Raw genomic sequence first — 22,486 nt, 5'->3', positions numbered from 1 at the left:
CTTTCTTGTTATTTTTTTAGCAAAGGTTATCGGGTCTGTAGACCCCTACATATCGAAATTCGTTATTGTACTCATGCAAATACGCATTTAAGTAGGCTTTAGCCGACTCACTAATATTCCCGTCATAGATATCCTTAAGTGTTTCACTACCATCACTGCTGTCATGGCGCTTACAGTGAAACAAAGTAGTGTCTTTACCACCAAAAAGAGAGTGTAGGCAATATAGATCTTTACGTACGTACTGCATGTCAAAAACCGCATCCATCAGCGCAGTGTACAAAGGATTTGAAGCCAGTTGTGGCTCGTTAAAGATGGCAGTGGTTGACGTTATATCTGGTGAGAGGAAAGGAGGATAATCGATTGGCGGTTGAATTTTCAGTGATCTCAATCGACTTATATAAGCTTCGTCGATTCCCACACTCGCTGCGCCATGGGTAATAATATTCAGGTATCGCTGAGTTGGTAAACAACCATTGTCTAAGTACCCGGGTAAGCCAATATAGGTGATCGCTTTCACCATCCCTTTGGATGTCCGAACCTCTACTTCGATACGGTCATAGCCTTCACCGTAAGACTCAACCGCATCCAACATAGCCAGGTGCTGTTCATCAATTAAATGAATGCGCCCAAGAACTGCATCATCTGGCGTTGCCGGCTCAATATTAGCCATCCCTCCTTCATGCCGGAACCAGTGCCTAACGTTAAATTTAAGCGTCCAGCCAATGAGCTCTGCATTCTCAGACGAAACCGGCACAACACCTTTAGCTCTTAGAGAGGTCATGTTCATATTTGAAGCATAACCAAAGTAATAAAACATCAAATACCCGTTAGTCCATTCTTATCCATTGCTGTTTAGGAGCCTGATAGGCCCCTTTAACGACTACTCCCCGTGATCAAGAAAACCACCTATAAGTGAACCATACGGGAATATGAGAATTTTCAATAAGATAGTACTAACTTAATACTCAGGCTGGATATTAGTCAATGACAATTAACCTTATTAAAGGGCGGGTTAAACTGACAACAAAGGATCCGGCTATTAACTACATCTACTTTCTCACATCATTGCTAAAGGATTGCTCGAAAAGACTCTCAAGCAGTTCATATCGCTTAGGAAGGGGGCGGTATTTCTTTTGTATTTTATAGACCGGTTCTTTCACTTCTTCTTGCAGAGGCACAACCTGGATTTTATCTGGGCAGGCGAAAGCGGTAACCGAGGATTCCGGTAATACCGTGAACCCCAGACCTTCAGATACAGGTAGTAATATTTGATTCAGTTGGTTGATGTAACCAGACTGTTTTATGGTGCCGATACCGCGAAACTCATCAGGAAAGTTTGCTTCAAGGATCTGTATGCCATAGTGATGGCCATCCGGATGGTTGATAAACCCCAGTTCAACCAATCCTGCCCAACTTATATCACGACCTGCTGGTGCCACCAAACACAAACGGTCATAGCCAAGCAGTACCTGCTCTAATTCCGGGTCGTCAATCCTTTGAGTAATCAGCCCTAGTTCAATTTGGTTTGATTTCAGTTGCCGTACAATTGCCTGGTTAGGCGCAGCTTCCATACTCACTGTAATCTCAGGATAGCGTTTTTGTATCCTCAACAATGATGGGTAAAGCTTCATTGCCATAGCCCCAGAACAAGACAACTTTATATCCCCTTTTTCAGCCTGCTCATCATTCAATGCATCAAGAAAGTCAGCTTCCTCATGGAACTGCTTTATAGCAAAACGATAGAGCTTCTCCCCTGCTTCAGTGACTTCAAACTTTTTGCCAAAACGGTGGATAAGCGGACAGTTAAGATGAGCTTCAAGTTTCTTAATATGCTGACTAACCCCAGGCTGGGTCATATGCAAAACATCAGCGGTATTAGTGAAGTGCTGAGTTTCTATCAGAGTTATAAAGGTGCGTAGATGGAGCGGATTTATCATAACAATTAATTATTAATTTCATTTCGAATGATAATTTTTAATAAGCATAGCGGCTTTATACACTTGTTCCAATTAATCTTGTTGGAGCAAAGATATGAATCAGCCTTACCCACGCACCTTCTCTCATATTGGCATCTCAGTCCCTGACCTTGAAGCGGCAGTAAAATTTTATACAGAAGTCCTTGGTTGGTATCTGATTATGCAGCCGACCGAGATAACAGAAGATGACAGCGCCATCGGCGAGATGTGTACTGATGTATTCGGCGCTGGCTGGAGTTCTTTTCGAATTGCTCACCTCTCTACAGGAGACCGGATCGGTGTTGAACTATTTCAGTTTAAGAATCAGGAAAACCCGGAGAACAATTTCGAATACTGGAAAACAGGCATCTTCCACTTCTGTGTGCAGGATCCTGATGTAGAAGGTCTGGCAGAAAAAATCGTCGCCGCAGGCGGCAAAAAACGTATGGCTAAACCCCGTTATTACTATCCGGGCGAGAAACCCTACCGCATGATCTATATGGAAGATCCGTTCGGTAACATTCTGGAGATCTACAGCCACAGCTACGAACTTCACTATGCTGCCGGCGCTTATTAGTGGCAAGAAAAAACCGGCGTTTAGAATACGCCGGTTTTCCTGATCTTATCTAAGGTCAGCTGATTCTAGCCTGGATTATTATCCATCCGCCGTAATCTTTTCAATCAATTCACTCAGGCTCGTCTCGGCTGCATCATTCTCAACCTGACAAGTGCCTGCCGCATGGTGACCACCGCCGCCATATTTCAGCATTAGCTCACCGACATTGGTTTTAGAGCCACGATCAAAAATGGACTTACCGGTAGCAAATACTGTGTTTTGCTGTTTAAGGCCCCAAAGCACATGAATCGAAATATTACACTGCGGATAGAGTGCATAAATCACGAAACGGTTACCGGCATAAATCGTTTCTTCATTACGTAGATCCAGTACCACCAGATTACCGTGCACTGTTGAGCAACGTTGGATCTGTTCTTTGAATTTAGCCTCATGCTCGAAATAAAGCTCAACACGTTCTTTAACATCGGGCAGTTCAAGAATCTGTTCGATCGTATGGTTTTTGCAATAATCGATCAGATCCATCATCAGGTTGTAGTTAGAAATACGGAATTCACGGAACCGCCCTAAGCCGGTACGCGCATCCATCAGGAAGTTAAGCAGCTCCCAGTTTTTCGGGTTGAGCACTTCTTCCTGGTTGTACTGTGCGGAATCCCCTTTATCCACGGCTTCCATCATCTCATCCCATGATTCAGGGAATGCGTCATAACCGCCATAGTGACGCCATACGACACGTGCAGCCGAAGGTGCATCAGGATCAATGATGTGATTGTCACGTTGACCGGTATTCCGAATAGTTTCCGACAAGTGGTGATCAAAAGAGATATGCGCGGCCTCAACATAAGGCAGGTTTGTCGTAATGTCGCGGGCACTGATATCCACTGAACCATCCTGCATATCTTTAGGATGTACAAACTTAATATCATCAATCATATCAAGGTGTTTCAGGAGAACTGCACAAACCAAACCGTCAAAATCACTACGGGTAACGAGCCGGAACTTTTCTTGTGACATACAACCATTTCCTTCTTCAGATACAAAAAACAAAGGGCTAAATCAGTATAGACAGGTACAACCTGTACGCCACCTATAGACACCAGGAACCTAACGTCTGATGGCATAAAACTTAAATAATCTTTAACCCTTCTGCCTTACCACTCTGATAAAGTACAACAACTTTTCGACACATTTAAGGAAAAATTTTGGCAACAATTGAATGGCTTGATCTTCTCTGGTGCCTGGTCCCCATTGTTCTGGTTTGTACGGTCTATATGCGCTGGCTGGGCAAGCCTAGCGAAATCATACTTGCAGCCTCTCGAATGGCGGTACAACTCATTGCCGTTGGTTATGTGTTGGTCAGTATTTTTGAGAACCCTTCGCCTGTCATCAGCATCGGTATTGTCAGTACAATGTTGATTGTTGCTGCTTGGATATCTATACGCCCCGTGCGGAAGCACAGTGGCGTTATGTTGCCTGCGAGCATTGCGCTTGGGAGCGCTGTCGGTTTTCACCTTTTCCTGTCGATTATCTTTGTCCTTCAGGCAGAAAGCTGGTTCGCCCCACAGCTTCTGATCCCCCTTGCAGGGATGTACCTGGCAAACACGATGAACGCTATCAGCCTTGCTGCTGAACGGTTTCACTCAGAATTAGGCAATTTAAAAACGCCTGAAGAGGCACGGCTAATCGCTTTTAGGGCCGCCATGATTCCACAGATTAATAGCCTGCTGGCGGTGGGTCTGGTCTCTCTACCAGGAATGATGACCGGGCAGATACTGTCAGGGGTGTCCCCTCTGATCGCTGTTCGCTATCAGATCATGATTATGACCATGTGCCTGGGAACTTCAGGGTTGGGGGCTGCTATGATGCTTTGGCTAATGTGCAGATCAAAAGAAAAGAGCGCCGCAGCTAACAACAAGGGGTAACCTGCTGGTAGCAGGCTTTATTCCTTCCTGTTTCTTTAGCTCGGTACAGATGTTTATCCGCTTCGACCAGAAGCTGCTTAAAACTGACGATAGGCGGCTTCAGCTCGGCGATACCAATACTCACCGTGTAATGTTCCTGAACCCCATCACCTTCAACTTCACGGTTAGAGATATTTCTGATTAAACGCTCCGCCAGTGTTACCGCTTCCATATGATTAGTTTCGGGCAACAATAGAAGAAATTCCTCCCCTCCCCATCGGGCAATCAGATCACCGGCTCTGAGCTCGTGCTGTAAAACTTTAGCCAGATCAGTCAGTACCAGATCACCATAGCCATGTCCATGCCGGTCATTGATCGCTTTGAAATGATCAATATCCAACACTAGCAAGCAAAGCTCACGGTGATGTCTGTAGGCATTACCAAATACGGGTTCCATAACCTTGTCAAAACCGCGACGGTTATATAATCCAGTTAATTGATCTCGGTCCGCCAACTGCTGTGCAGCGACTTTTTCCTCCTGATTAATACGGAATTGATAAGCTAGTGCTAAGGCAAAAAGTACCGCTTCAATCAGCATTCCATATTCAACTGCATGAAACCCGATCGCTTTATACTCGACGATTCCGGACACTGTAAACGCAGTGATTACCGCGCTGATCATGGCAAAAACAGCCGCCCCGAGAAAATAGCGTGCCTCTTTCACCCCATTCAAACATGCGCATGCGCCTGCGATAATCATCAATAGCGCAAACGGAACAATACCAATAAAGGCGGTATATAGCAGGCTGAGAACATCATCTAATAAGAGAAACAGAATCCCGCAGAAAAGAAGTACGCCGCCCAATAAGTTAAAGCTCAGATTTAATCTAGGGAAACGGCTTGGCAGCTCAAGAAAGACCCGGGCGAACAACATTCCTCCTAAAGCATAGGCGATCATCAGTAAGGGAATAATCGTATTCTGAAACTTGGGTTGATCAGGCCATAGCCACTGGTATCCATGCCCTGTGTAACCAAGATTCAAGGCGATAAATGTTGCCAGATACAGAGAGTAAAAAAGGTAACGACGACTTTTTAAACTTAAGAAAAGTAGTGCGTTATAGATCAACAGCGCAATTAGAAATCCATAGATAATACCGTACAGGTAACCAGATTCTTGTATACGTTCAATGTAATCATCCGGTGTATAGACAAAGATGGGGAGAAGTTGCGGATCCAGAGTTTCTATACGAATCAGTATGGTCGATTCACCCGGCTGGTAGGTGTGTAGAAAGGAAAAGAAACGATTATTTCTTTCGCCGTAGTTATAAGAATCGCCCGAAGAGTTTGCGTACTGAAGTGCGCCCTGATTCAGAACATAAACATCAATTTTATCGAGCCAGGAGTTCTCGATCTGCAGGTAACGAGTGACGGCCTGCTCTCTATTGAAGACGTTGAAACTTAACCAGACTGGCTCGGCACCCAAACCAAAATTCAGGATATTATGCGATGAAGTTTGTCCGCTGCGCCGAATATGCGCCAACGCTTCAGGATATTCGAGTTCAGTACCGCTTTCTTTAAAGAAAAATAATCCCTTTGGGTCAACAGAAAATGAGTTTTTGAGATTCAGGGACGCTTGGCTAGGATTTGAAAAAACAGAAAAAAACAGGACCAGTAGAAGACCGAGCAACCTCCCTGTTGTACTACGTTTAGCCACTTTCATCAGAAACAACTCAGGCACTTAAATAATCCCTTACTGACAGCCCAAAAACTAAGAATAGCAGCTATTCGATTATTTACGTCGGATACCAATCGTTCTGCCAATATTTACTGGTTTTTCCAGTACTTTCTGCTCCTCAGCCATCTGCTCAATATTAGTCGCTACCAAAGCTGGAAACTCGCAGGCTTTTCGCAAGTTCAGGTCCACACACATCGCCATTTGTTCCAAAGTCGACGCCAGGTATTCACCACCCTCTTCATCGGCTCCGTACATCTCAAAGTACAGGTGAAGACGTTTTGAATCGTAATCAAGTAGTTGGCATCGCACTTCTACGGGCTGATCCAAAACCACTTCGTTGTTATATGTGATGTGATTTTCTAGCACCATCCAGGAGATATTTGTCTCCTTAGTGACCTCTTCGCTAAGCCCAAGGTCTGCCACCAACTGAACGCCTGCTTCATCAAAAATCAGTACGTAGTAGGCAACATTCATATGATTGTTATAATCCAGCCATTCCGGTTTGATTTTTGTCGTGTAGATGACGGGTGCTCGCTGACTCATTTAACAGCTCCTGTAAAATCGATATAAAACAACATGGTTAATATATTAATAAAGAGACGGGAAGCATAGTCTCAATTAGTGCTATAGCTCTGAACATGGCCCCAATAAAAAAACGGGCATCTAAGCCCGTTCACTCTATAAAGTTAATGGCTTAATACGCCACCCCTATTCGCTGCTGGGGATATTGTGCTTTTTCAAGCTCATCCACCATCGCTAGAGCATAATCACTTACCGATATACGACTGTTACCATCTGCGTCAGTCAGCAAACTATCGCCCGTAACACGATATGCTCCCTGCTTCTCACCTGGATAGATTTCAGCCGCGGGGCTAATGAAGGTCCAGTTTACCGATGTATCTTTATTTCTAAATACCTGCAGCGCTTCACCCATCGCCAACGCTTCATCTTTATACTCTTCCGGGAAATCAGGTACAGTCATCAGCTTTACACCTGGCGCTACTTCCAGTGAACCTGCACCTCCCACCCAAAGAAGGCGATTAACGGAAGTCTCTGGTAGTTCACTGAGCAGCTTTTCAGCCGTTTCAACCACCAGTTGATGATTACCGGCAGCCCGGCCGCCTACAGCAGAGACCAACAGATCCGCTCCATCTAATGCTGCTTTAAGATCAGCATCTGCATCCAGTAGATCGAAAGCTCGCAGTTCATCTGCATGATTAACCTCTACCGTTGTATTTCGAACCAGACCAATAACCTCATGCCCTCTACCTTTCGCTTCAACTGCGATATGGCTACCGATCCATCCCGTTACACCTAAAATTGCAATCTTCATTCTGTAAACCTCAAATATTGTTAAGTAATTGAGGTCAGTCTAATTACTACAAAATATGAGATAAACATCGTAATATGAAGCAAATTAGTTATGGTTTTGATACAAATGGATCGCTTACTTGCATTAAAAAGTTTTGTAGAAGTTGCCTGTACATCCAGTTTTACCCAGGCGGCAGAGAATCTGAAGGTTAGCCGTCTACAGGTTTCACGGCATGTGAAAGAGGTAGAATCCTGGCTTGGCCAACGCTTGTTACATAGGACCACACGCAAGGTGACTTTAACTGAAGCAGGTAGCGAAGCACTGGTTTATTGCGAGCGAATTCTTGATGAAGCGGCAGCCATGGAGAGTTTGGCTCAAATTCGCCAGAACACGCTTGCAGGTTCAATTCGCATAGCCACACCTATCGGGCTTTCGCAGAACCTCTTAATTGAAGCGGTACAAGGTTTTATTACCGAACACCCGAACATCAAAATCGAAATCCTTGCATCTGACAGTTTTGCTCAACTGGTTGATGAGCGAATTGATATTGCGCTTCGCTATACCGCTCAACCTGCTGATAACCTAATCGCGAGAGAGCTGATGACAATTGATTCTGTCATTTGTGCTTCACCTGCTTATCTGGAAAAGAATTCGGCCCCAAAAGCACCTGAAGATCTGTCTCAGCATCAGTGCCTCGTCCATTTAAATTATGACGATTGGGAATTTGATGATGGAGAGGAAAACAGATCGATCAAGGTCAATGGGCAAATCTCTGCTAATGAACTGGGAACCCTGGTTAACGCGGCCTGTGCAGGTCAGGGCCTGATTCGAATCCCCTGTGATCTGGCAAACCCACTAATAAGTGATGGAAAACTGGTCAGAGTATTGAGCAATTACAATCTGCCTGAAAATTCTCTCTGGGCGGTATACATGTCACGTAGTTACCAACTGCCCGCCGTAAGGCAATTTATTGATTACCTGCTAACTCAGTGGCAAGACATTCGAGCGATCTAATGCCTCGAAGTTAGCGGAGAAAGAGCGGGTAGCTCTAAGATGGAATGACGCTTATATAGCGCTTTCGCCGCGTCGCTTTGTATTACCTCACTAGAGATCTCATTCAGGCGCATAACTACGGCCTCACTCTCAGCAATATTTCGCGAAATCACCAGATGTACATCGGTTCTCTGATAGGAAAGAGGGGCTACCGAAAACTGCTCAGATTTCAGTGTGGCTGTATCCTGAATCACCGACATACCATTTCGGTATTCCGCAAGGATAAGATCGACCCTTTTCATTGCCAGCATCTTAAACAGACTCTCGAAAGAGTTAACGACTGCCAGCTTGGGGTGCTGTTGGATAAAATCATCCTTTTGGTACCCCGCACCATCCAGAATCCCCAATGTATAATTATTCAGATCTTCTAAATTCCTGATATCGGGTTGGAAATCACTGCGATGAAATATAACCGTTTTTTCTACCAGCAAAGGCGGCTCAATGTAATGCATTTTCCCTAAGCGTTCTCGTGTTTTGAACATGCATACTGAGCCATCCAGACTGCCTTTCTCCACCCCCTTTAAAACTCTCTTCCAAGGCATAATGACCATATCCAATTCCTGCCCTGAACGCTCAACAAGTAATTGGCTCATCTCCACTAAAAAGCCCTTACCCGGTAAAGACTCCGCTATATACGGGGGCCACTCGACGCATCCCAGACGCAAAATTCGCGCATTCTCTTCAGCTATGGAGGTAAAGGGGTACACCAACAATATGAAAAATAAGTAGATTTTCTGCATAAAATAACTATAGAAGAAATTAATAACCTTCGCAGAACTGGTTAAGGCTCTATTCGTAGTTCTCTGTTATGCTTTAACCCATTGCGATACAGGGAATTTACCAAATGAATAAGTCATACATCGTTGCTTCATTACTTACCGCTTCTATCATCTCCGCTCCTGCTTCTGCTGGCTGGGCTGATGCGCTTAAAGAGGCAGTAAAAGATGAAGACCTGCAGAAGTCTGTTCTGGATGCCACAGTCGGTAATGGCAGCTCAGGCACAACAACAAACCTGGATACAGAAACACTGATTAATGGCTTGAAAGAAGCCTTGGAAGTGGGCAGTAAGCGCGCGATTGAAGAGATCAGTCAGCCAGGTGGGTATTTGAATAACACTAATATCCGTATTCCGCTACCGAACGGAGTTGATAAAGTCGCCTCTATACTACGTAAATATGGCTTAAGCGATCAGGTTGACCAGTTTGAAGAAAGCATGAACCGAGCAGCTGAGAAAGCCGCTCCACAAGCAACAGATCTTATTGTTAATGCCGTAAAAGAGATGAGCTTTGATGATGCGAAAAAGATTTATCAGGGCTCCGACGATGCAGCAACCCAATACTTCAAAGAGAAAACCTCAGATAAGCTTCGTCAACTTTTCCAGCCAAGCGTACAGGAATCTCTGGGCCAGGTAGGTGCTACCCGTTACTACAATGATCTGGCAAGCGAAGCAAAGGATATCCCTTTTGTGGGCCAGCAACTGGATGTGGATCTGGATAACTATGTAACCGAAGAAGCCCTAAACGGCCTGTTCACTATGCTCGCCGCGGAAGAGAAGAAGATCCGCGAGAACCCAGCTGCACGCACGACTGATTTGCTAAAACAGGTTTTTCAGTAAAACATCATGCAAAAAAAACCGGACGCAAGTCCGGTTTTTTTACTAATGGTTCTTTATCAACCTTTATTCTTCTTCAAAACCCAGGTCGTTTGATTCAGCGCGCTGTTCGCGTTTTTCTGCTTTGCGTTTGTTACGTTCAGACTGCTGCTCAAGAAAAGATTCTAAGGTTTCTTGCGCCCACTTAGTCGCTGCCTCTTCGGTTTCAAAGCCATCTCTGCTTTTAGACACCTGAGTCCTTCTACTTGTTACCTGCCGAATAATTTGCGCTGACCAGGAATTTTCCTGCTGAAGCAGCTGATAACTGTACTTTTTACCTTTAGACATGACTGTTCCTGAATACTTGGTTGGGGCCTTCCCCGAATTAGAGCGCGGAATTCTACCTCTTTATAGACATAAAGTAAGCCTTAACCTGCTAGCCTGATCCTTTGACAAGGTTTAAAATTGCGCTCTGCGTAACAATTAATCTACCGAGTAGCTATGAAATCAGTCGACGTTGATACCCCAAAAACGAAAGAAACGGAAACAAACCAGACGAAGAATGGCTTTTTAGCCCTGGTTTCTAAACTCTGCTTTGACGAGAAGCTGCCCATCCGTTTCATGTATAAAACAGTACCAGAGCACCTAAATGACACGGGGTGGCGCATGTTCACCGGTTATGAGACCGAAGAGTTTCTAGAAGATGAACTGTCCAATCTGGTGCCTGTACCTGTTGAGAAAATGTGTCGTCTGGACTCATCTCTGACTGACCTTGTAACTTTTAACGCGGGTACAGTATGGGAACGCGCACCTGGCAGTGAAGGCTGGGAACGTGTTCATGATTACCGTATCCCAAGTGCTAGCGTTGATGTTGATATCACCAATGATGTTGATCGCTTCAACGTAGATCCTGAAGATTAATTTCGTCATCAGGTGTTGAAAACCCATTAAGCGTCCCTATCTATTTATTAACCGGTGCTCAAGAGAGGCCGGTTAATACAGCCCGCTCAAGAGAGGGGCTAACCCATTTATTAAATAGATATATTGCTTGATGAGGATATACACCATGCGTGAGTTTGACCTTTCCCCGCTATACCGTTCTGCTATTGGCTTTGACCGTCTGGCAAACATGCTGGATAACGCCAGCCGCAACGATAACCAGCCCTCTTTCCCACCCTATAACATAGAACTGATGGGCGAGAATGAATACCGAATTACGATGGCCGTTGCAGGTTTCGAGAACGATGAACTGAACATCCAGAGCGAAAGCGGATCGCTGACAGTTACAGGTCAGAAAAAAGAGGTTCCGCAAGATCGCCAATACCTTTACCAGGGCATTGCCGCACGAAACTTTGAGCGCCGCTTCCAGTTAGCTGACCATGTTAAAGTTGTCACGGCGTCTATGGAAAACGGATTACTACACATTGACCTGATCCGCGAAATCCCTGAGGCGATGAAGCCGCGCCAGATTCAGATTCAGTAATACTTCCGGTATAAAAAAGGAGGCTTCAGCCTCCTTTTTTAATTCTCAGAGAGACCTTTAAATACCCGCTGATAAACGCTCAGCATCTCTTCACTGAACAGACAAAAGATAATCGACAGATCGTTCGATTTCTCCTCCATTACAGTCCTGATAGCGATTTCAGCTGCTTGTTCAGCAGGATAGCCATAGACACCACAACTGATCGCTGGAAAGGCTACCGACTTGAGTTGGTACTGTTCAGCCAATCTCAGGGAATCACGATAGCAGCTAGCCAAATGTCCGGCTTCTCCTTCCTCCCCGCCATACCAGATTGGACCTACCGTATGGATTACGTGCTTTGCTGGCAGCTGATATCCGCTCGTCAGTTTCGCCTGCCCTGTATCGCACCCCTTCAGGCCTCGGCACTCTTCTAATAATTCAGGCCCTGCGACTCGGTGTATCGCCCCATCGACTCCGCCACCTCCGAGCAAGCTGTTATTTGCTGCGTTGACGATAGCATCAACGGAAAGCTGGGTTATATCACCCATAATAATATCGATGGTTTGTGATCTCATTTAGCCTGACTCTGATTTACTAAAATGGGATTTATTAAAATGAACGGCAAGCCAGATAGTTGGCTCTTCAGTCGAGGTCCACTCAACCCGATGACGTCGGTTCGCAGGAAAGAACAAACTATCGCCTGCGTTGAGGGTATGCATATCGGGAGAATCGGCAAAGCGAATACCTGCCTGACCTGACACAACAAGTACCCATTCATCCCAGTTCTGGTCATACCATTCACCTTCAGGTGTTGCATGGGCATGGGAAACGATTCTCTCGATTTCAATCCCCTCCATAGAGAGCAACTGGTCGAACTGTTCCGATTCTTGTCCTGAGCCTGACAAATCATAGATGTTCATTTTGTTGCTACTCTTGCCCTGTTGGTAACCACAACATTCGACAAGTATTGCCACAGCGAGGCAAAAGCTATTGGCTCAGTTTTATAGAGATTTTCTGTTAAGGCCATATGACAATTACACGAATCAGAGTAAAGCTTAACAATACCGCAATATGGGATTATTCACTCCACTTTTCCACTTGATAGACTGCGCATCTGATCCCTTCAGGCCAACCACTCTGAGCAAGGCCTGCCTTTACCTTGAGATGGGCAAGAAACGTGGTTGGATCGGGTAATTGCTGCCAGACCGAGGGTAAAAAAGTAGCTCGATGTACACCATCGTCAATCAGCAATCCGTCAATATCGGGGCGTATGCGCGTAAGCAACTCTTCTTCACTACTGACATCTATCGGCTGAAGTTCACCTAGAACCGAAATCTCTATCTTAATTTGATCAAGTTCAGATTCTAAAACCAGGGGAAAACGCGGATCATTCTGAGCTGCACGCTGAGCGTTATGCCAAACATCCATAAACAACGGCTGCTGCGCTTCCAGGCTTCCGATACACCCCCTTAACCGACCAGAAACGGTTAAAGTAACAAAGCTCGCTCCGGGCAAACTCAAAACGTCATGTTCAGGTAAAAAGTCACAATTACTCAGCCCAGACACTGATCTCTGTATGGCCTTGCGGGCAACAGTAAGCAGGTACTGCTTCTGCTCTGGATTAAGCACTGAATGCTGCATAACCCACAACTCTGCTCTTATCCCCGATTACCGGAACATCGCCAGAATTCTTATATTCTATGAGCTGTATTTTCCTCTGCTTCTCTGCCCACCAGCTCAGTGCACCATTGAGGGCAAAACAGCCGCAAGCTTGTTCAGGGATAATCGTTGAATCCAGTTGGAGAATTTCGTCAATGGTCTTCCGATCAATATCGCAGGCTTCTTCAAAACTATGGAAATGGCTGAGATCGGTACTAACAATGACCAATATTCTATAACTTTGTTCTACTATGCGTATCAGGCTGGCGACTTCATCCCTTGGCGCAACACCTACCACCACAGGAATGATGGGCAAGTCGCAGTTAAGAAACTGTAAGAAAGGTAGCTGTACCTCTAAGGAGTGCTCAAGTTCATGAGCTGCAGAGTTATACGCAGCTAAGTCCTGGCTATTGAGCTCCGCAATAAGCTCTGTATCCAGGTTTAACTCCCCAAGTGGGCTACTAAACTTATCCGCGTCAGATAGCGCCATCCCCCTTAATGGCACCCGATGGGACGGGCCAAGCAGCAATACCCTCTCATAGTACGACCAATCTGTTATCTGTTTATAAGCCTGGGCCGCCACTGTGCCTGAATACTGATAGCCAGCATGTGGTACCACCAGCAATGAGGGTGGAGTGCCCTCTCGCTCAGATTGACTACTTATTAATCCCGAAAGTTCGGTCAGTAAGCATTCCTTATCATCCGGATAAAACATCCCGGCAACCGCTGCAGTTCTAGTCACCATTTTCAGCACCTCTTAGTGAAGTATAGGTAAGCACCGATCCAGATAACAAAAAACCCGCACATATTGGCGGGTTTTTAAGCATTAGACTTAATAAGCTCTATCGAACCGTGAACTTAGATAACGTCTGTTCAAGGTGAGAAGCTGAGGACGCCATCTCGTCAGCAAGGCCTGACGTATTACGCGCTGCACTTTCTGAGCTGTCAGCGACATCAGAAATGGCGGCCAGGCTTTCATGCAGATGGTTAACCAAACCGCTCTGCTCCTCTGCTGCCGCTGCAATGCCTGAGTTCATCATATTAACCTCAGTCAACGACGAATCAATCTGTTGCAATACTTCGCTGGCGCGAGCCATCTCAGAGACATTTTCCGTAACTGAGCTACTGGTACGTTCCATCATTTCAACGGCACGTTTTGCGCAATCCTGAAGTTTCTGTAGCGTTTCACGGATTTCGCCCGTTGAATCCTGGGTACGCTGGGCTAAGGTTCTTACCTCATCCGCAACTACGGCAAAACCACGTCCTTGCTCACCTGCACGGGCCGCCTCAATCGCGGCGTTTAGTGCCAGCAGGTTGGTCTGATCCGCAATATCGCTGATCACACTCGATACTGCGTGGATATTCTGCACATCCTGATCCAACTCACTAATAACCGCACTCGTAGTAGACACATCTGCTGCGAGCGCGTTAAAGGAAGCCGTAGTTTTCTGCACAACCGCTAATCCCTCAGTGGCCATCTGATCAACATCTTGCGCAGTACTCGACGCCTGATTGGTATTCTGAGCAATCTCAGCCGCACTGTTAGCTAGATCTCCTACACCCTCGGCAATGTGAGAGGTCTCCTCTTTCTGGCGGGCAACACCGTCTCGGGTCTGAGCAGATTCGATGGAGAGTCTTCCCGACCCTTCTGTTACCAAAGAGGTGGCGGTTTTGGCTTCACGAACCAGTTGCTCAAAACCATCCGCAACCTGATTCATACCTTTAGAGATAGAGGACATCTCGTCTTTGCCAGTAAATTCAAGACGGGCAGAGAGATCACCAGACGCTAATTTAGCCGCAACATCCTGAAAACCTTCCATCGTCTGGATAGTTGAACGATAGAAGCCGACAAACAGATAGATAGCCAGAAGTACAGTAATGCTGATAACAATCAAAATAAGATTTCTGCTGAAGACCTGCTTATCAAGATAAGCCTGCTCTTTTTCGTGCAGCGCTGGCAGCATCGCTTTGTAAAGTGTCAGCACCTGTTTGATCGCAGCAGTGCCTTCAGAGAACACCTGATTCGAATCGACACCAATTGAATCTGGCTCTGTGACATTCTGGCGAACGTAGGCAAGGTAATCTCCTACACCTTTTTCAGCTGCCGCAATCTCGGCACGCATCTCAGACAGCTCTTCCATCTTCAGACCTGAAGCCAAAGATGGATAGATCTTTTCAAGACGGCCGATCAGATTATTAATGTAGATAAAACTATCCGGAGTGAATGATCCACGAGCAGCAACCCCTGATGCCTTACCGCGCAGCTGCCCGGTTTCATCGATGATCTGTGGTAAGAAAACCGCCACATTATCGATCATAAAGGTGGTATCGCTGTTGGGATCAAGCTCCAAAGAAAATTCACGCAGAATGACTTCGTTAAAGCCACGCACCGTTGCCGCAAATTCATTATGCATCTCAAAGATCTGGGCAGGATCTTCAGAGCCTATACTGGATTTAATCGATGACCATTGCGAACCAAGTCGACTGATCACACCCTTTGCTTCAGCACTGACATCACCCGTTCCCGCTTTTAGCTCACCTAATGCGGCATCAACTTTGCCCCGACGATCCAATACCTTGGATTCAACCGCACTGTTACCGTTAAGCAACGCATTGGTTAGGCCACGGTGTTGGCCAATATTTAAAACTAAAGGTTCAGTCAGCTCTATTATTTCAATCCCGCGTAGTTCTGCTTTTGTGAGATTGATACTTCGGCTCAGTTCCTGCCAATAGAGCGTTACCGTGAGCACAAGAGGAATCAGAAAGAGAATACTGACAAGACTGAACTTTGCGGGGTACTTCATACTCCCCATCAGTTTTGCCGCAGGGCTGATCCATGATGCCATCGTCTAGCCTCCAATTATTGAGTGCGCGCTAAATATTAATCATATAGGGCAACTCTAAGCGCAGAAGGTTCCTTCAGTTTCTTAACTTTCTGGAATAAGCGCTCTGCTTCTACATATTCACGCTGTAAATGATGCAGCCACTGCTTGATACGCCCATGAACATATTTTGCAGCAATATCCTGCTCTATGCGATTAAGATAAAGTTCTACTAACTTAAGCACATGATCCCAATTAAAGGAAGTAAAAGATTCGTTAACCTGATGATGTTTAATAACTTTTGCCAGATCAGGCTTAGCGATAAGACCGCGCCCAATCATCACATCATCGCAACCGCTGACCTCTCGGCAACGCTGATAATCATCCCAGCTCCATACCTCACCGTTGGCGACAACCGGAATATCAATGGCTTCCCTTATGCGGGAGATCCACTCCCAGTGCGCCGGAGGCTTGTAACCTTCCAGTTTGGTACGTGCATGCACTGCCAGTGAATCGGCCCCGGCATCCTTAATAGCATGAGCGTTTTCCATCGCCAGGCTTTTATCTTTATTTCCCAGACGCATCTTAGCTGAGACAGGCACCCCTTCAGGCACAGCTTCGCGCACGGCTTTTACAATTTCGTAAATCAACTCCGGCGTATCGAGCAGGACCGCCCCGCCTTTACTTCGATTAACCGTTTTGGCAGGACAGCCAAAATTCAGGTCAATTCCTGGGGCTCCCAATTTGGCCCCTTTTCTCGCATTCCCTGCAAGCACAGACGGATCACTTCCCAGCAACTGTAAAATAACCGGAGTACCGGATGGGGTTCTACCACCATTGTGAAGTTCTGGGCATAATCGGCGAAAAACCTTAGCAGGCAGCACGCTATCACTCACACGTAAAAATTCAGTCACGCAGTGGTCAATACCGCCTACCTGGGTCAGCAGGTCGCGCATTGTGTAGTCAACTACGCCCTCCATCGGGGCAAGAATTATTTTCAAAGCAGGGAATCATTATCAGGTTTAAACAGGGGCTATATTATAAGCGGGGATACAGCCAAAGGCAGCAAGAGACAGGCGAAAACCGCCAAGTTCAGCATGAAAGAAATTGTAAGATGACAACATGGCCGGTTTAATCGGTCTTATCACCCTAAGAGATAAAAAATCTCTCCACCTTTTCAGCACCGATCTGATCCCATAAGATCATATAGGTGTGCCACGATTACAATTTCGAGTGCTATGCGTTTATTCCTTGCGATTGATATTCCCGATGCCATTCAAGATCAGGTATCTGAATTAGTCTGTCCAGAACTGGAACAGGTTCGTTGGATCAGCTGCCAGCAGCTACATATCACCCTGGTGTTTATCGGTGAACAACCGCAACACCGCCTGGATGAAATCATAGAAGCCACTGCCGAAACCAACTTCGAACCCTTTCCACTTAAACTAAGTAAGATCGGCCACTTCAAATCCGGCATTATCTGGCTGGGGGTTGAAGAATCAGAACCGCTTAAACGCCTGCAAAAGTCTCTTAGCCATAAAATTCGTAGCCTGGGGATAGAACTGGAACAGCGAAAGTTCATCCCGCATCTGACACTGGGCCGTTGTAAGCAGCTTACGCCTGAAATACTGAGTAAGGTCAGTACTCAAGGCTTAGGCTTTGAAACCGGTTTTAATGTTGAAGCCTTCCAGTTGAAAAGTAGTATTCTGAAAGCGAATGGCGCGGAATATGTAACCGAGGGAGAATTTCTTCCAGATTAGCGCAATGACGTATAACACACCAACTCAAAAGGTTAGCTTTAAAATACCATGACAAAACCAACATACCGCTCAGCACAGCATCAAGACATGGCCGCCCTGATCCCTTTAATGTCTCAGCTAGGTTACCAACATACAGCGAATACCATCGCAGCCAATATTAGCGCTGTCCGTAAAGCTGGCGGGGAGGTCTTCATTGCAGAACACTCAGGTGAAGTCATCGGCTGTATTTGTGCAATTATCGATGTTCGCCTGGCTGAAGGCATTCAGGGTGAGATTGTTAGCCTGGTGGTCAATGAAAATAGCCGCGGCTCAGGCATTGGCAAAGGGCTAGTTAAAGCGGCAGAACAGTGGTTATTCGAGCATACCCCAACCATTCGTGTCCGCGCTAATCAGGTTCGCAAAGAAGCGCATCTGTTTTATCAAAGCTTGGGATATGAAGAGAGTAAGCGGCAAGCGATATTAACTAAAGCCATTTAGAGCTTTAAATTAAAGAGCAACCAGGGCGCTTGCCGGATAATTTAAGAACAATTTGCTAGGTAAATTTCTGAGTCAGCGTGATATCTCCAATATCGCTATCTCGGCTCGATTGAATGACAAAGTCTACTGCTCGGACAACATCCTCGATGGGTATAGGAATCAACCCTTCGAACTCACCAGATTTGATATCTTCCAGTACTTCATCAGTGCCTACAAATCCTGGGTTGATAATAGTGAACCCTATCCCCTCTTTGTTATACCCCATTCGAAGTGAGTGGACGGTCCCACGCAGCCCAAACTTAGAAGCCGAATATGCAATCTCAGAGGTTGTAGAGATTTCGAGCCCAGAAGTCGCACCCATGAAAATCGCGCGTGGATTTTCTGATTTTCTCAAATTCGGTAAAAGGCCCTTAACAAGCTCTATCGGCGCAATCTGATTCACATTAATAATGGTTTCAGTTTCAGAATAGGGACTTACCTCAAAGTTATAATCTTCGGTGAAAGCCCCCTGCTCCCAGACTCCGCCCATGTACAGCAAAGCATCGATGGTAAGGCCCGAAGTCTCTTCCAGTACGGCCTTTATGCCTTCAGGACGTGATATGTCAGCTTCAATCCATTGCCCAACACTGGACGGGGTGCGTGAGACAGAAAATACAGTATCCCCTTGAGCTTCATAGAACTTAGCCACCGCTAACCCTATACCCCGGCTGGCACCCACGACGATTAGATTTCTCTTCATGCTTTTCTCTCTGTATGGTCCTAAAACTGGAATACGGAATGCGAGGAATTCCTTTGAATTTTAGCTGTTTTCATATTGCTCATTTGTCATTAGTTGGTATGCCATCGGTAAAGTCGCAATTTCAAAGACGAGCACTATATCCATAATGGAGTTGCTAGCATACATGATTTAAGGAACCTCAAGCATAAGAGAAAGCGCTACAATTATTGCTATAAATGGTATTGAGCTAAGAATAACTCCACTCGGATTTACATCGTCCGGCGACAGAGTTATGTTCTTCTTATTAGAGGCACAACCAAAGAAATTAAATGAAACAACTACTTATCAAAATTTTCTGGCCAATCCTTAAATTCTTCGAAACTGGAGAAGAACCTGAAAATTATAAACAATCCCACCGTATAGCCCTGAATGTTCTGGGCAGCTTGTTTATCTTCTTAGCCATGTTATCAGGCATAGGGGCTTCAGGAAGTGAAGATCTGGGGGCATTGATCCCTGTAGTAGTATTCTTCTGCGTAGGTTTTGTCGCTGTCGTTGTCGGTCTTCTGGGCTCTAACCGAGCAGTGTCAAAGATATGGGGGACGAAATAAATCCTTGCCAGAACCAGAACGGCTGTCAGACAGAAGGACAGCCCCAAAAAAAAGCAGCCATAAGGCTGCCTTTCAATGCTTAATATAATCTCAGACCGCAGCCAGTCCGCGCTGCATATCTTTCTTAATATCTTCTAGTTCTTCGATACCTACCGACAAACGGATCAGATTGTCTTTAATGCCCGCTTCAGCGCGAGCTTCCGGGGTCATACGACCATGAGTCGTAGTCGCTGGATGAGTGATTGTGGTTTTCACGTCGCCCAGGTTACCGGTGATAGAGACCATCTGCGTCGCATCAATAAAGCGCCATGCAGCTTCCTGTCCTCCCTTCACTTCAAAGGAGAGTACACCACCAAAGCCATTCTGCTGCTGTTTAGCCAGTTCATGCTGGGAATGACTTTCCAGACCAGAGTAGTAGACACGATCGATACCTTCCTGCTTTTCCAGCCAGGTAGCCATCTCCATCGCATTTTTACAGTGAGCATCCATACGCAGCTTAAGTGTTTCCAAACCTTTCAGGAATACCCAGGCATTAAACGGGCTCATGCAGGCCCCGCCGGTACGGATGAAGCCGAATACTTCTTCCAGCTCTTTATCACGGCCTACGACAACACCACCGACACAACGGCCCTGTCCATCAAGGTACTTTGTCGCTGAATGGATGATAATATCTGCGCCCTGCTTCAGCGGCTGCTGGAGCACCGGTGTACAGAAACAGTTATCAACCACCAACAGTGCATCGTGCTTATGTGCAATCTCTGCCACAGCCGCAACATCGGTCAGTTCCGCTAATGGATTAGAAGGCGTCTCCAGGAACAGCATTTTGGTTTCTGGAACAATGGCTTCTTCCCAACTAGACAGATCCGTTGGGTCAACATAGGTCACACTGATACCTGTACGGGTCAGGTACTTATCAAACAGAGAAACGGTAGAGCCAAATACACTGCGTGAACATACCACATGGTCGCCGTTCTGCATCAGTGACAGGCAAGTACTCAGAATCGCTGCCATTCCAGAGGCGGTAGCAACCGCACGTTCACCACCTTCCATTGCCGCAATACGCTCTTCGAAGAACTGTACGGTAGGGTTGGTAAAACGGGAATAGATATTCCCCTCTTCCTCTCCACCGAAACGTGCCGCTGCTTCTCGCGCACTGGAGAATACAAAACTGGACGTTGGGTAGATCGGGTCACTGTGCTCGCCTTCAAGCGAACGGTGTTGACCAGAACGCAAAGCCAGCGTGGACAGCCCGTAACCCTCTTCTGGGTCGAACTGGATACGCGCTTCGCGTTCGTAATCGGATATGGACATCAGCCAATGGCTCCTTAATCTATCTCGCTACACAGGTTAGACGACTTATTACTCTTAACCTTTTTATCATCGCTGCCTTTAGCATCATCGTTACGCGCCTGAGACAATCGCTCCAGGTAGGACGCGTCGATATCACCCGCTACATACTGACCATCGAATACACAGGTATCAAAGGCAGTGATGTTTTCATTACCTTCGGTTACAGATGCTTTCAGATCGTCCAGATCCTGGTAAATCATCCAGTCACAACCGATCTCTTCACCAACTTCGTCATCGGTACGGCCATGTGCGATCAGCTCTTCAGCAGCTGGCATATCGATACCATAAACGTTCGGGAATTTAACCGCAGGCGCAGCAGATGCGAAGTAAACCTTCTTCGCGCCAGCATCACGAGCCATCTCAACAATCTGGCTAGACGTCGTACCACGCACGATGGAGTCATCCACCAGCATTACGACTTTGTCTTTAAACTCCATGCCAATGGGGTTCAGCTTACGGCGCACTGATTTCTTACGCTGTGTCTGCCCTGGCATAATGAAGGTACGGCCAATATAACGGTTCTTAATAAAACCTTCACGGAACATAACACCCAGATCTTTTGCCATCTCCATCGCAGAAGTACGGCTGGTATCCGGGATAGGGATGATCACATCGATGTCATGATCAGGGCGTTCGCGCAGAACTTTCTCTGCCAGTTTTTTGCCCATGCGCATACGTGAGTTATGAACGTGTACGTCATCGATGATGGAATCCGGACGCGCCAGATAAACATACTCAAACAAGCAAGGTGCCAGTTGCGTACCTTCTGCACACTGTTGAGTAGAAACGTTACCATCCATGTCGATGTAGATTGCTTCACCCGGCTCGATATCACGAACACGTTCAAAGCCTGAAATATCTAGCGCAACGCTTTCAGACGCAACCATATATTCAGTACCCTGTTCCGTTTCACGCTTACCGTAAGTCAGCGGACGGATACCGTTAGGGTCACGGAATGCCAGCATGCCGTAGCCGGTAATCATTGCAACAGCGGCATAACCACCTTTACAACGTTCATGTACACGGCGAACCGCTTCAAACATATCTTCAGCCTGAGGCTTGAGTTTACCCTGACGCTGTAGTTCGTGGGCTACTACGTTCAACAGAACTTCTGAGTCAGACGTTGTATTGATGTGACGCAGGTCGGCACGGAACATCTTATCCGCCAACTCTTCAGCGTTAGTCAGGTTACCGTTGTGTGCCAGAGCGATACCGTAAGGGGAGTTTACGTAAAATGGCTGAGCTTCAGCTGAGCTGGAGCTACCCGCCGTAGGATAACGGACGTGACCGATGCCCACGTTCCCAACCAGTCGTTTCATGTGACGGGTACGGAAAACTTCGTTCACCAAACCATTATCTTTACGCAGGAAGAATTTATTACCTTCACAGGTCACCATACCAGCTGCGTCCTGACCACGGTGCTGCAGAACAGTCAACGCGTCAAAAATTGTCTGGTTCACATAAGATTTGGCTACAATGCCAACAATGCCGCACATTTAAACTCACCTC

Annotated in this window: 26 protein-coding genes; 9 read left to right on the top strand and 17 right to left on the bottom strand. The window is 46.2% G+C overall.

The window, feature by feature from the left end:
- Positions 1-16 precede the first annotated feature (16 nt).
- Positions 17-817, bottom strand: coding sequence for a gamma-glutamylcyclotransferase family protein (locus tag MED92_RS17270; RefSeq protein ID WP_007022878.1), 801 nt, complete (start codon positions 815-817; stop codon positions 17-19).
- Positions 818-1,049: 232 nt separating this feature from the next.
- Positions 1,050-1,937: a LysR family transcriptional regulator gene (locus MED92_RS17265; protein WP_007022877.1), complete on the bottom strand. Its 888-nt coding sequence runs from the start codon at positions 1,935-1,937 to the stop codon at positions 1,050-1,052.
- A gap of 94 nt (positions 1,938-2,031) precedes the next feature.
- Between MED92_RS17265 and MED92_RS17260 the strand changes: the two genes are divergently transcribed.
- On the top strand, positions 2,032-2,532 hold the full coding sequence (locus MED92_RS17260; RefSeq protein WP_007022876.1) for a lactoylglutathione lyase family protein: 501 nt from the start codon (positions 2,032-2,034) through the stop codon (positions 2,530-2,532).
- Between the two features lie 78 nt (positions 2,533-2,610).
- On the opposite strand, the gene MED92_RS17255 is transcribed toward MED92_RS17260, so the two are convergent.
- The gene (locus MED92_RS17255; protein ID WP_007022875.1) at positions 2,611-3,543 is read right to left on the bottom strand and encodes a hypothetical protein; all 933 of its coding nucleotides are present in this window, start codon (positions 3,541-3,543) and stop codon (positions 2,611-2,613) included.
- Between the two features lie 188 nt (positions 3,544-3,731).
- Between MED92_RS17255 and MED92_RS17250 the strand changes: the two genes are divergently transcribed.
- Complete coding sequence (locus tag MED92_RS17250; RefSeq protein ID WP_007022874.1) at positions 3,732-4,451, top strand: ABC transporter permease; 720 nt, start codon at positions 3,732-3,734, stop codon at positions 4,449-4,451.
- On the opposite strand, the gene MED92_RS17245 is transcribed toward MED92_RS17250, so the two are convergent.
- The 3 genes from MED92_RS17245 to MED92_RS17235 all read right to left on the bottom strand — a co-directional run bounded on the left by MED92_RS17245 (position 4,435) and on the right by MED92_RS17235 (position 7,498).
- Positions 4,435-6,168, bottom strand: coding sequence for a sensor domain-containing diguanylate cyclase (locus MED92_RS17245; protein ID WP_007022873.1), 1,734 nt, complete (start codon positions 6,166-6,168; stop codon positions 4,435-4,437). The two genes, MED92_RS17250 and MED92_RS17245, sit on opposite strands and share 17 nt — an antisense overlap.
- A 51-nt stretch (positions 6,169-6,219) precedes the next feature.
- Positions 6,220-6,708, bottom strand: coding sequence for a thioesterase family protein (locus MED92_RS17240; RefSeq protein WP_007022872.1), 489 nt, complete (start codon positions 6,706-6,708; stop codon positions 6,220-6,222).
- 151 nt (positions 6,709-6,859) lie between these two features.
- Positions 6,860-7,498, bottom strand: a complete 639-nt coding sequence (locus MED92_RS17235) for an NAD(P)-dependent oxidoreductase (protein WP_007022871.1) — start codon at positions 7,496-7,498, stop codon at positions 6,860-6,862.
- A gap of 105 nt (positions 7,499-7,603) precedes the next feature.
- On the opposite strand from MED92_RS17235, the gene MED92_RS17230 reads away from it, so the two are divergent.
- Positions 7,604-8,491 carry a LysR family transcriptional regulator gene (locus MED92_RS17230; protein ID WP_040663198.1) on the top strand — a complete coding sequence of 296 codons (888 nt, stop codon included), beginning with the start codon at positions 7,604-7,606 and terminating at the stop codon, positions 8,489-8,491.
- On the opposite strand, the gene MED92_RS17225 is transcribed toward MED92_RS17230, so the two are convergent.
- Entirely contained in the window at positions 8,488-9,270 is a 783-nt protein-coding gene (locus MED92_RS17225) for a substrate-binding periplasmic protein (RefSeq protein WP_007022869.1), read from the bottom strand. The genes MED92_RS17230 and MED92_RS17225 overlap by 4 nt on opposite strands.
- Before the next feature lie 104 nt (positions 9,271-9,374).
- Between MED92_RS17225 and MED92_RS17220 the strand changes: the two genes are divergently transcribed.
- Complete coding sequence (locus MED92_RS17220; protein WP_007022868.1) at positions 9,375-10,145, top strand: DUF4197 domain-containing protein; 771 nt, start codon at positions 9,375-9,377, stop codon at positions 10,143-10,145.
- Positions 10,146-10,208: 63 nt separating this feature from the next.
- Here MED92_RS17220 and MED92_RS17215 read toward each other — a convergent pair whose 3' ends face one another.
- The gene (locus MED92_RS17215) at positions 10,209-10,469 is read right to left on the bottom strand and encodes a DUF3622 domain-containing protein (protein ID WP_007022867.1); all 261 of its coding nucleotides are present in this window, start codon (positions 10,467-10,469) and stop codon (positions 10,209-10,211) included.
- 153 nt (positions 10,470-10,622) lie between these two features.
- On the opposite strand from MED92_RS17215, the gene MED92_RS17210 reads away from it, so the two are divergent.
- Positions 10,623-11,042 (top strand): immunity protein Imm33 domain-containing protein, encoded by a 420-nt coding sequence (locus MED92_RS17210; protein WP_007022866.1) that lies wholly within the window; start codon positions 10,623-10,625, stop codon positions 11,040-11,042.
- A 145-nt stretch (positions 11,043-11,187) separates the two neighbouring features.
- Positions 11,188-11,604, top strand: a complete 417-nt coding sequence (locus MED92_RS17205; protein ID WP_007022865.1) for an Hsp20 family protein — start codon at positions 11,188-11,190, stop codon at positions 11,602-11,604.
- Positions 11,605-11,642: 38 nt separating this feature from the next.
- On the opposite strand, the gene MED92_RS17200 is transcribed toward MED92_RS17205, so the two are convergent.
- The 6 genes from MED92_RS17200 to MED92_RS17175 all read right to left on the bottom strand — a co-directional run bounded on the left by MED92_RS17200 (position 11,643) and on the right by MED92_RS17175 (position 17,065).
- Positions 11,643-12,158 carry an O-acetyl-ADP-ribose deacetylase gene (locus tag MED92_RS17200; RefSeq protein ID WP_007022864.1) on the bottom strand — a complete coding sequence of 172 codons (516 nt, stop codon included), beginning with the start codon at positions 12,156-12,158 and terminating at the stop codon, positions 11,643-11,645.
- Positions 12,159-12,503, bottom strand: a complete 345-nt coding sequence (locus tag MED92_RS17195; protein ID WP_007022863.1) for a cupin domain-containing protein — start codon at positions 12,501-12,503, stop codon at positions 12,159-12,161. It lies immediately after the preceding gene.
- A gap of 157 nt (positions 12,504-12,660) precedes the next feature.
- Positions 12,661-13,224 carry an AmmeMemoRadiSam system protein A gene (amrA, locus tag MED92_RS17190; protein ID WP_007022862.1) on the bottom strand — a complete coding sequence of 188 codons (564 nt, stop codon included), beginning with the start codon at positions 13,222-13,224 and terminating at the stop codon, positions 12,661-12,663.
- Positions 13,205-13,987, bottom strand: a complete 783-nt coding sequence (gene amrB / locus MED92_RS17185) for an AmmeMemoRadiSam system protein B (protein WP_007022861.1) — start codon at positions 13,985-13,987, stop codon at positions 13,205-13,207. Before amrB ends, amrA begins: the two co-directional genes overlap by 20 nt.
- A 97-nt stretch (positions 13,988-14,084) precedes the next feature.
- Positions 14,085-16,088 (bottom strand): methyl-accepting chemotaxis protein, encoded by a 2,004-nt coding sequence (locus MED92_RS17180; RefSeq protein WP_007022860.1) that lies wholly within the window; start codon positions 16,086-16,088, stop codon positions 14,085-14,087.
- 35 nt (positions 16,089-16,123) lie between these two features.
- Positions 16,124-17,065, bottom strand: a complete 942-nt coding sequence (locus MED92_RS17175) for a tRNA-dihydrouridine synthase (protein WP_040663195.1) — start codon at positions 17,063-17,065, stop codon at positions 16,124-16,126.
- Positions 17,066-17,302: 237 nt separating this feature from the next.
- Here MED92_RS17175 and thpR point away from each other — a divergent pair, with 237 nt between their 5' ends.
- Together thpR and MED92_RS18740 are read left to right on the top strand one after the other, a co-directional pair.
- The gene (gene thpR, locus MED92_RS17170) at positions 17,303-17,824 is read left to right on the top strand and encodes an RNA 2',3'-cyclic phosphodiesterase (protein ID WP_007022858.1); all 522 of its coding nucleotides are present in this window, start codon (positions 17,303-17,305) and stop codon (positions 17,822-17,824) included.
- 48 nt (positions 17,825-17,872) lie between these two features.
- A complete protein-coding gene (locus MED92_RS18740) occupies positions 17,873-18,301 on the top strand; it encodes a GNAT family N-acetyltransferase (protein WP_007022857.1) in 429 nt (142 codons plus the stop codon).
- 55 nt (positions 18,302-18,356) lie between these two features.
- Here MED92_RS18740 and MED92_RS17160 read toward each other — a convergent pair whose 3' ends face one another.
- A complete protein-coding gene (locus tag MED92_RS17160) occupies positions 18,357-19,040 on the bottom strand; it encodes an SDR family oxidoreductase (RefSeq protein WP_007022856.1) in 684 nt (227 codons plus the stop codon).
- Between the two features lie 308 nt (positions 19,041-19,348).
- Here MED92_RS17160 and MED92_RS17155 point away from each other — a divergent pair, with 308 nt between their 5' ends.
- Positions 19,349-19,627: a hypothetical protein gene (locus MED92_RS17155; RefSeq protein ID WP_007022855.1), complete on the top strand. Its 279-nt coding sequence runs from the start codon at positions 19,349-19,351 to the stop codon at positions 19,625-19,627.
- A gap of 90 nt (positions 19,628-19,717) precedes the next feature.
- Here MED92_RS17155 and MED92_RS17150 read toward each other — a convergent pair whose 3' ends face one another.
- Together MED92_RS17150 and purF are read right to left on the bottom strand one after the other, a co-directional pair.
- Entirely contained in the window at positions 19,718-20,938 is a 1,221-nt protein-coding gene (locus MED92_RS17150; RefSeq protein WP_007022854.1) for an O-succinylhomoserine sulfhydrylase, read from the bottom strand.
- Between the two features lie 14 nt (positions 20,939-20,952).
- Entirely contained in the window at positions 20,953-22,473 is a 1,521-nt protein-coding gene (gene purF, locus MED92_RS17145) for an amidophosphoribosyltransferase (RefSeq protein ID WP_007022853.1), read from the bottom strand.
- Between the last annotated feature and the right edge of the window lie 13 nt (positions 22,474-22,486).

This window comes from Neptuniibacter caesariensis, assembly GCF_000153345.1.
GTDB classification, from domain to species: domain Bacteria; phylum Pseudomonadota; class Gammaproteobacteria; order Pseudomonadales; family Balneatricaceae; genus Neptuniibacter; species Neptuniibacter caesariensis.
Note: the sequence above shows the minus strand (reverse complement) of the source record. Positions and strands in the feature narration are given on the sequence as shown.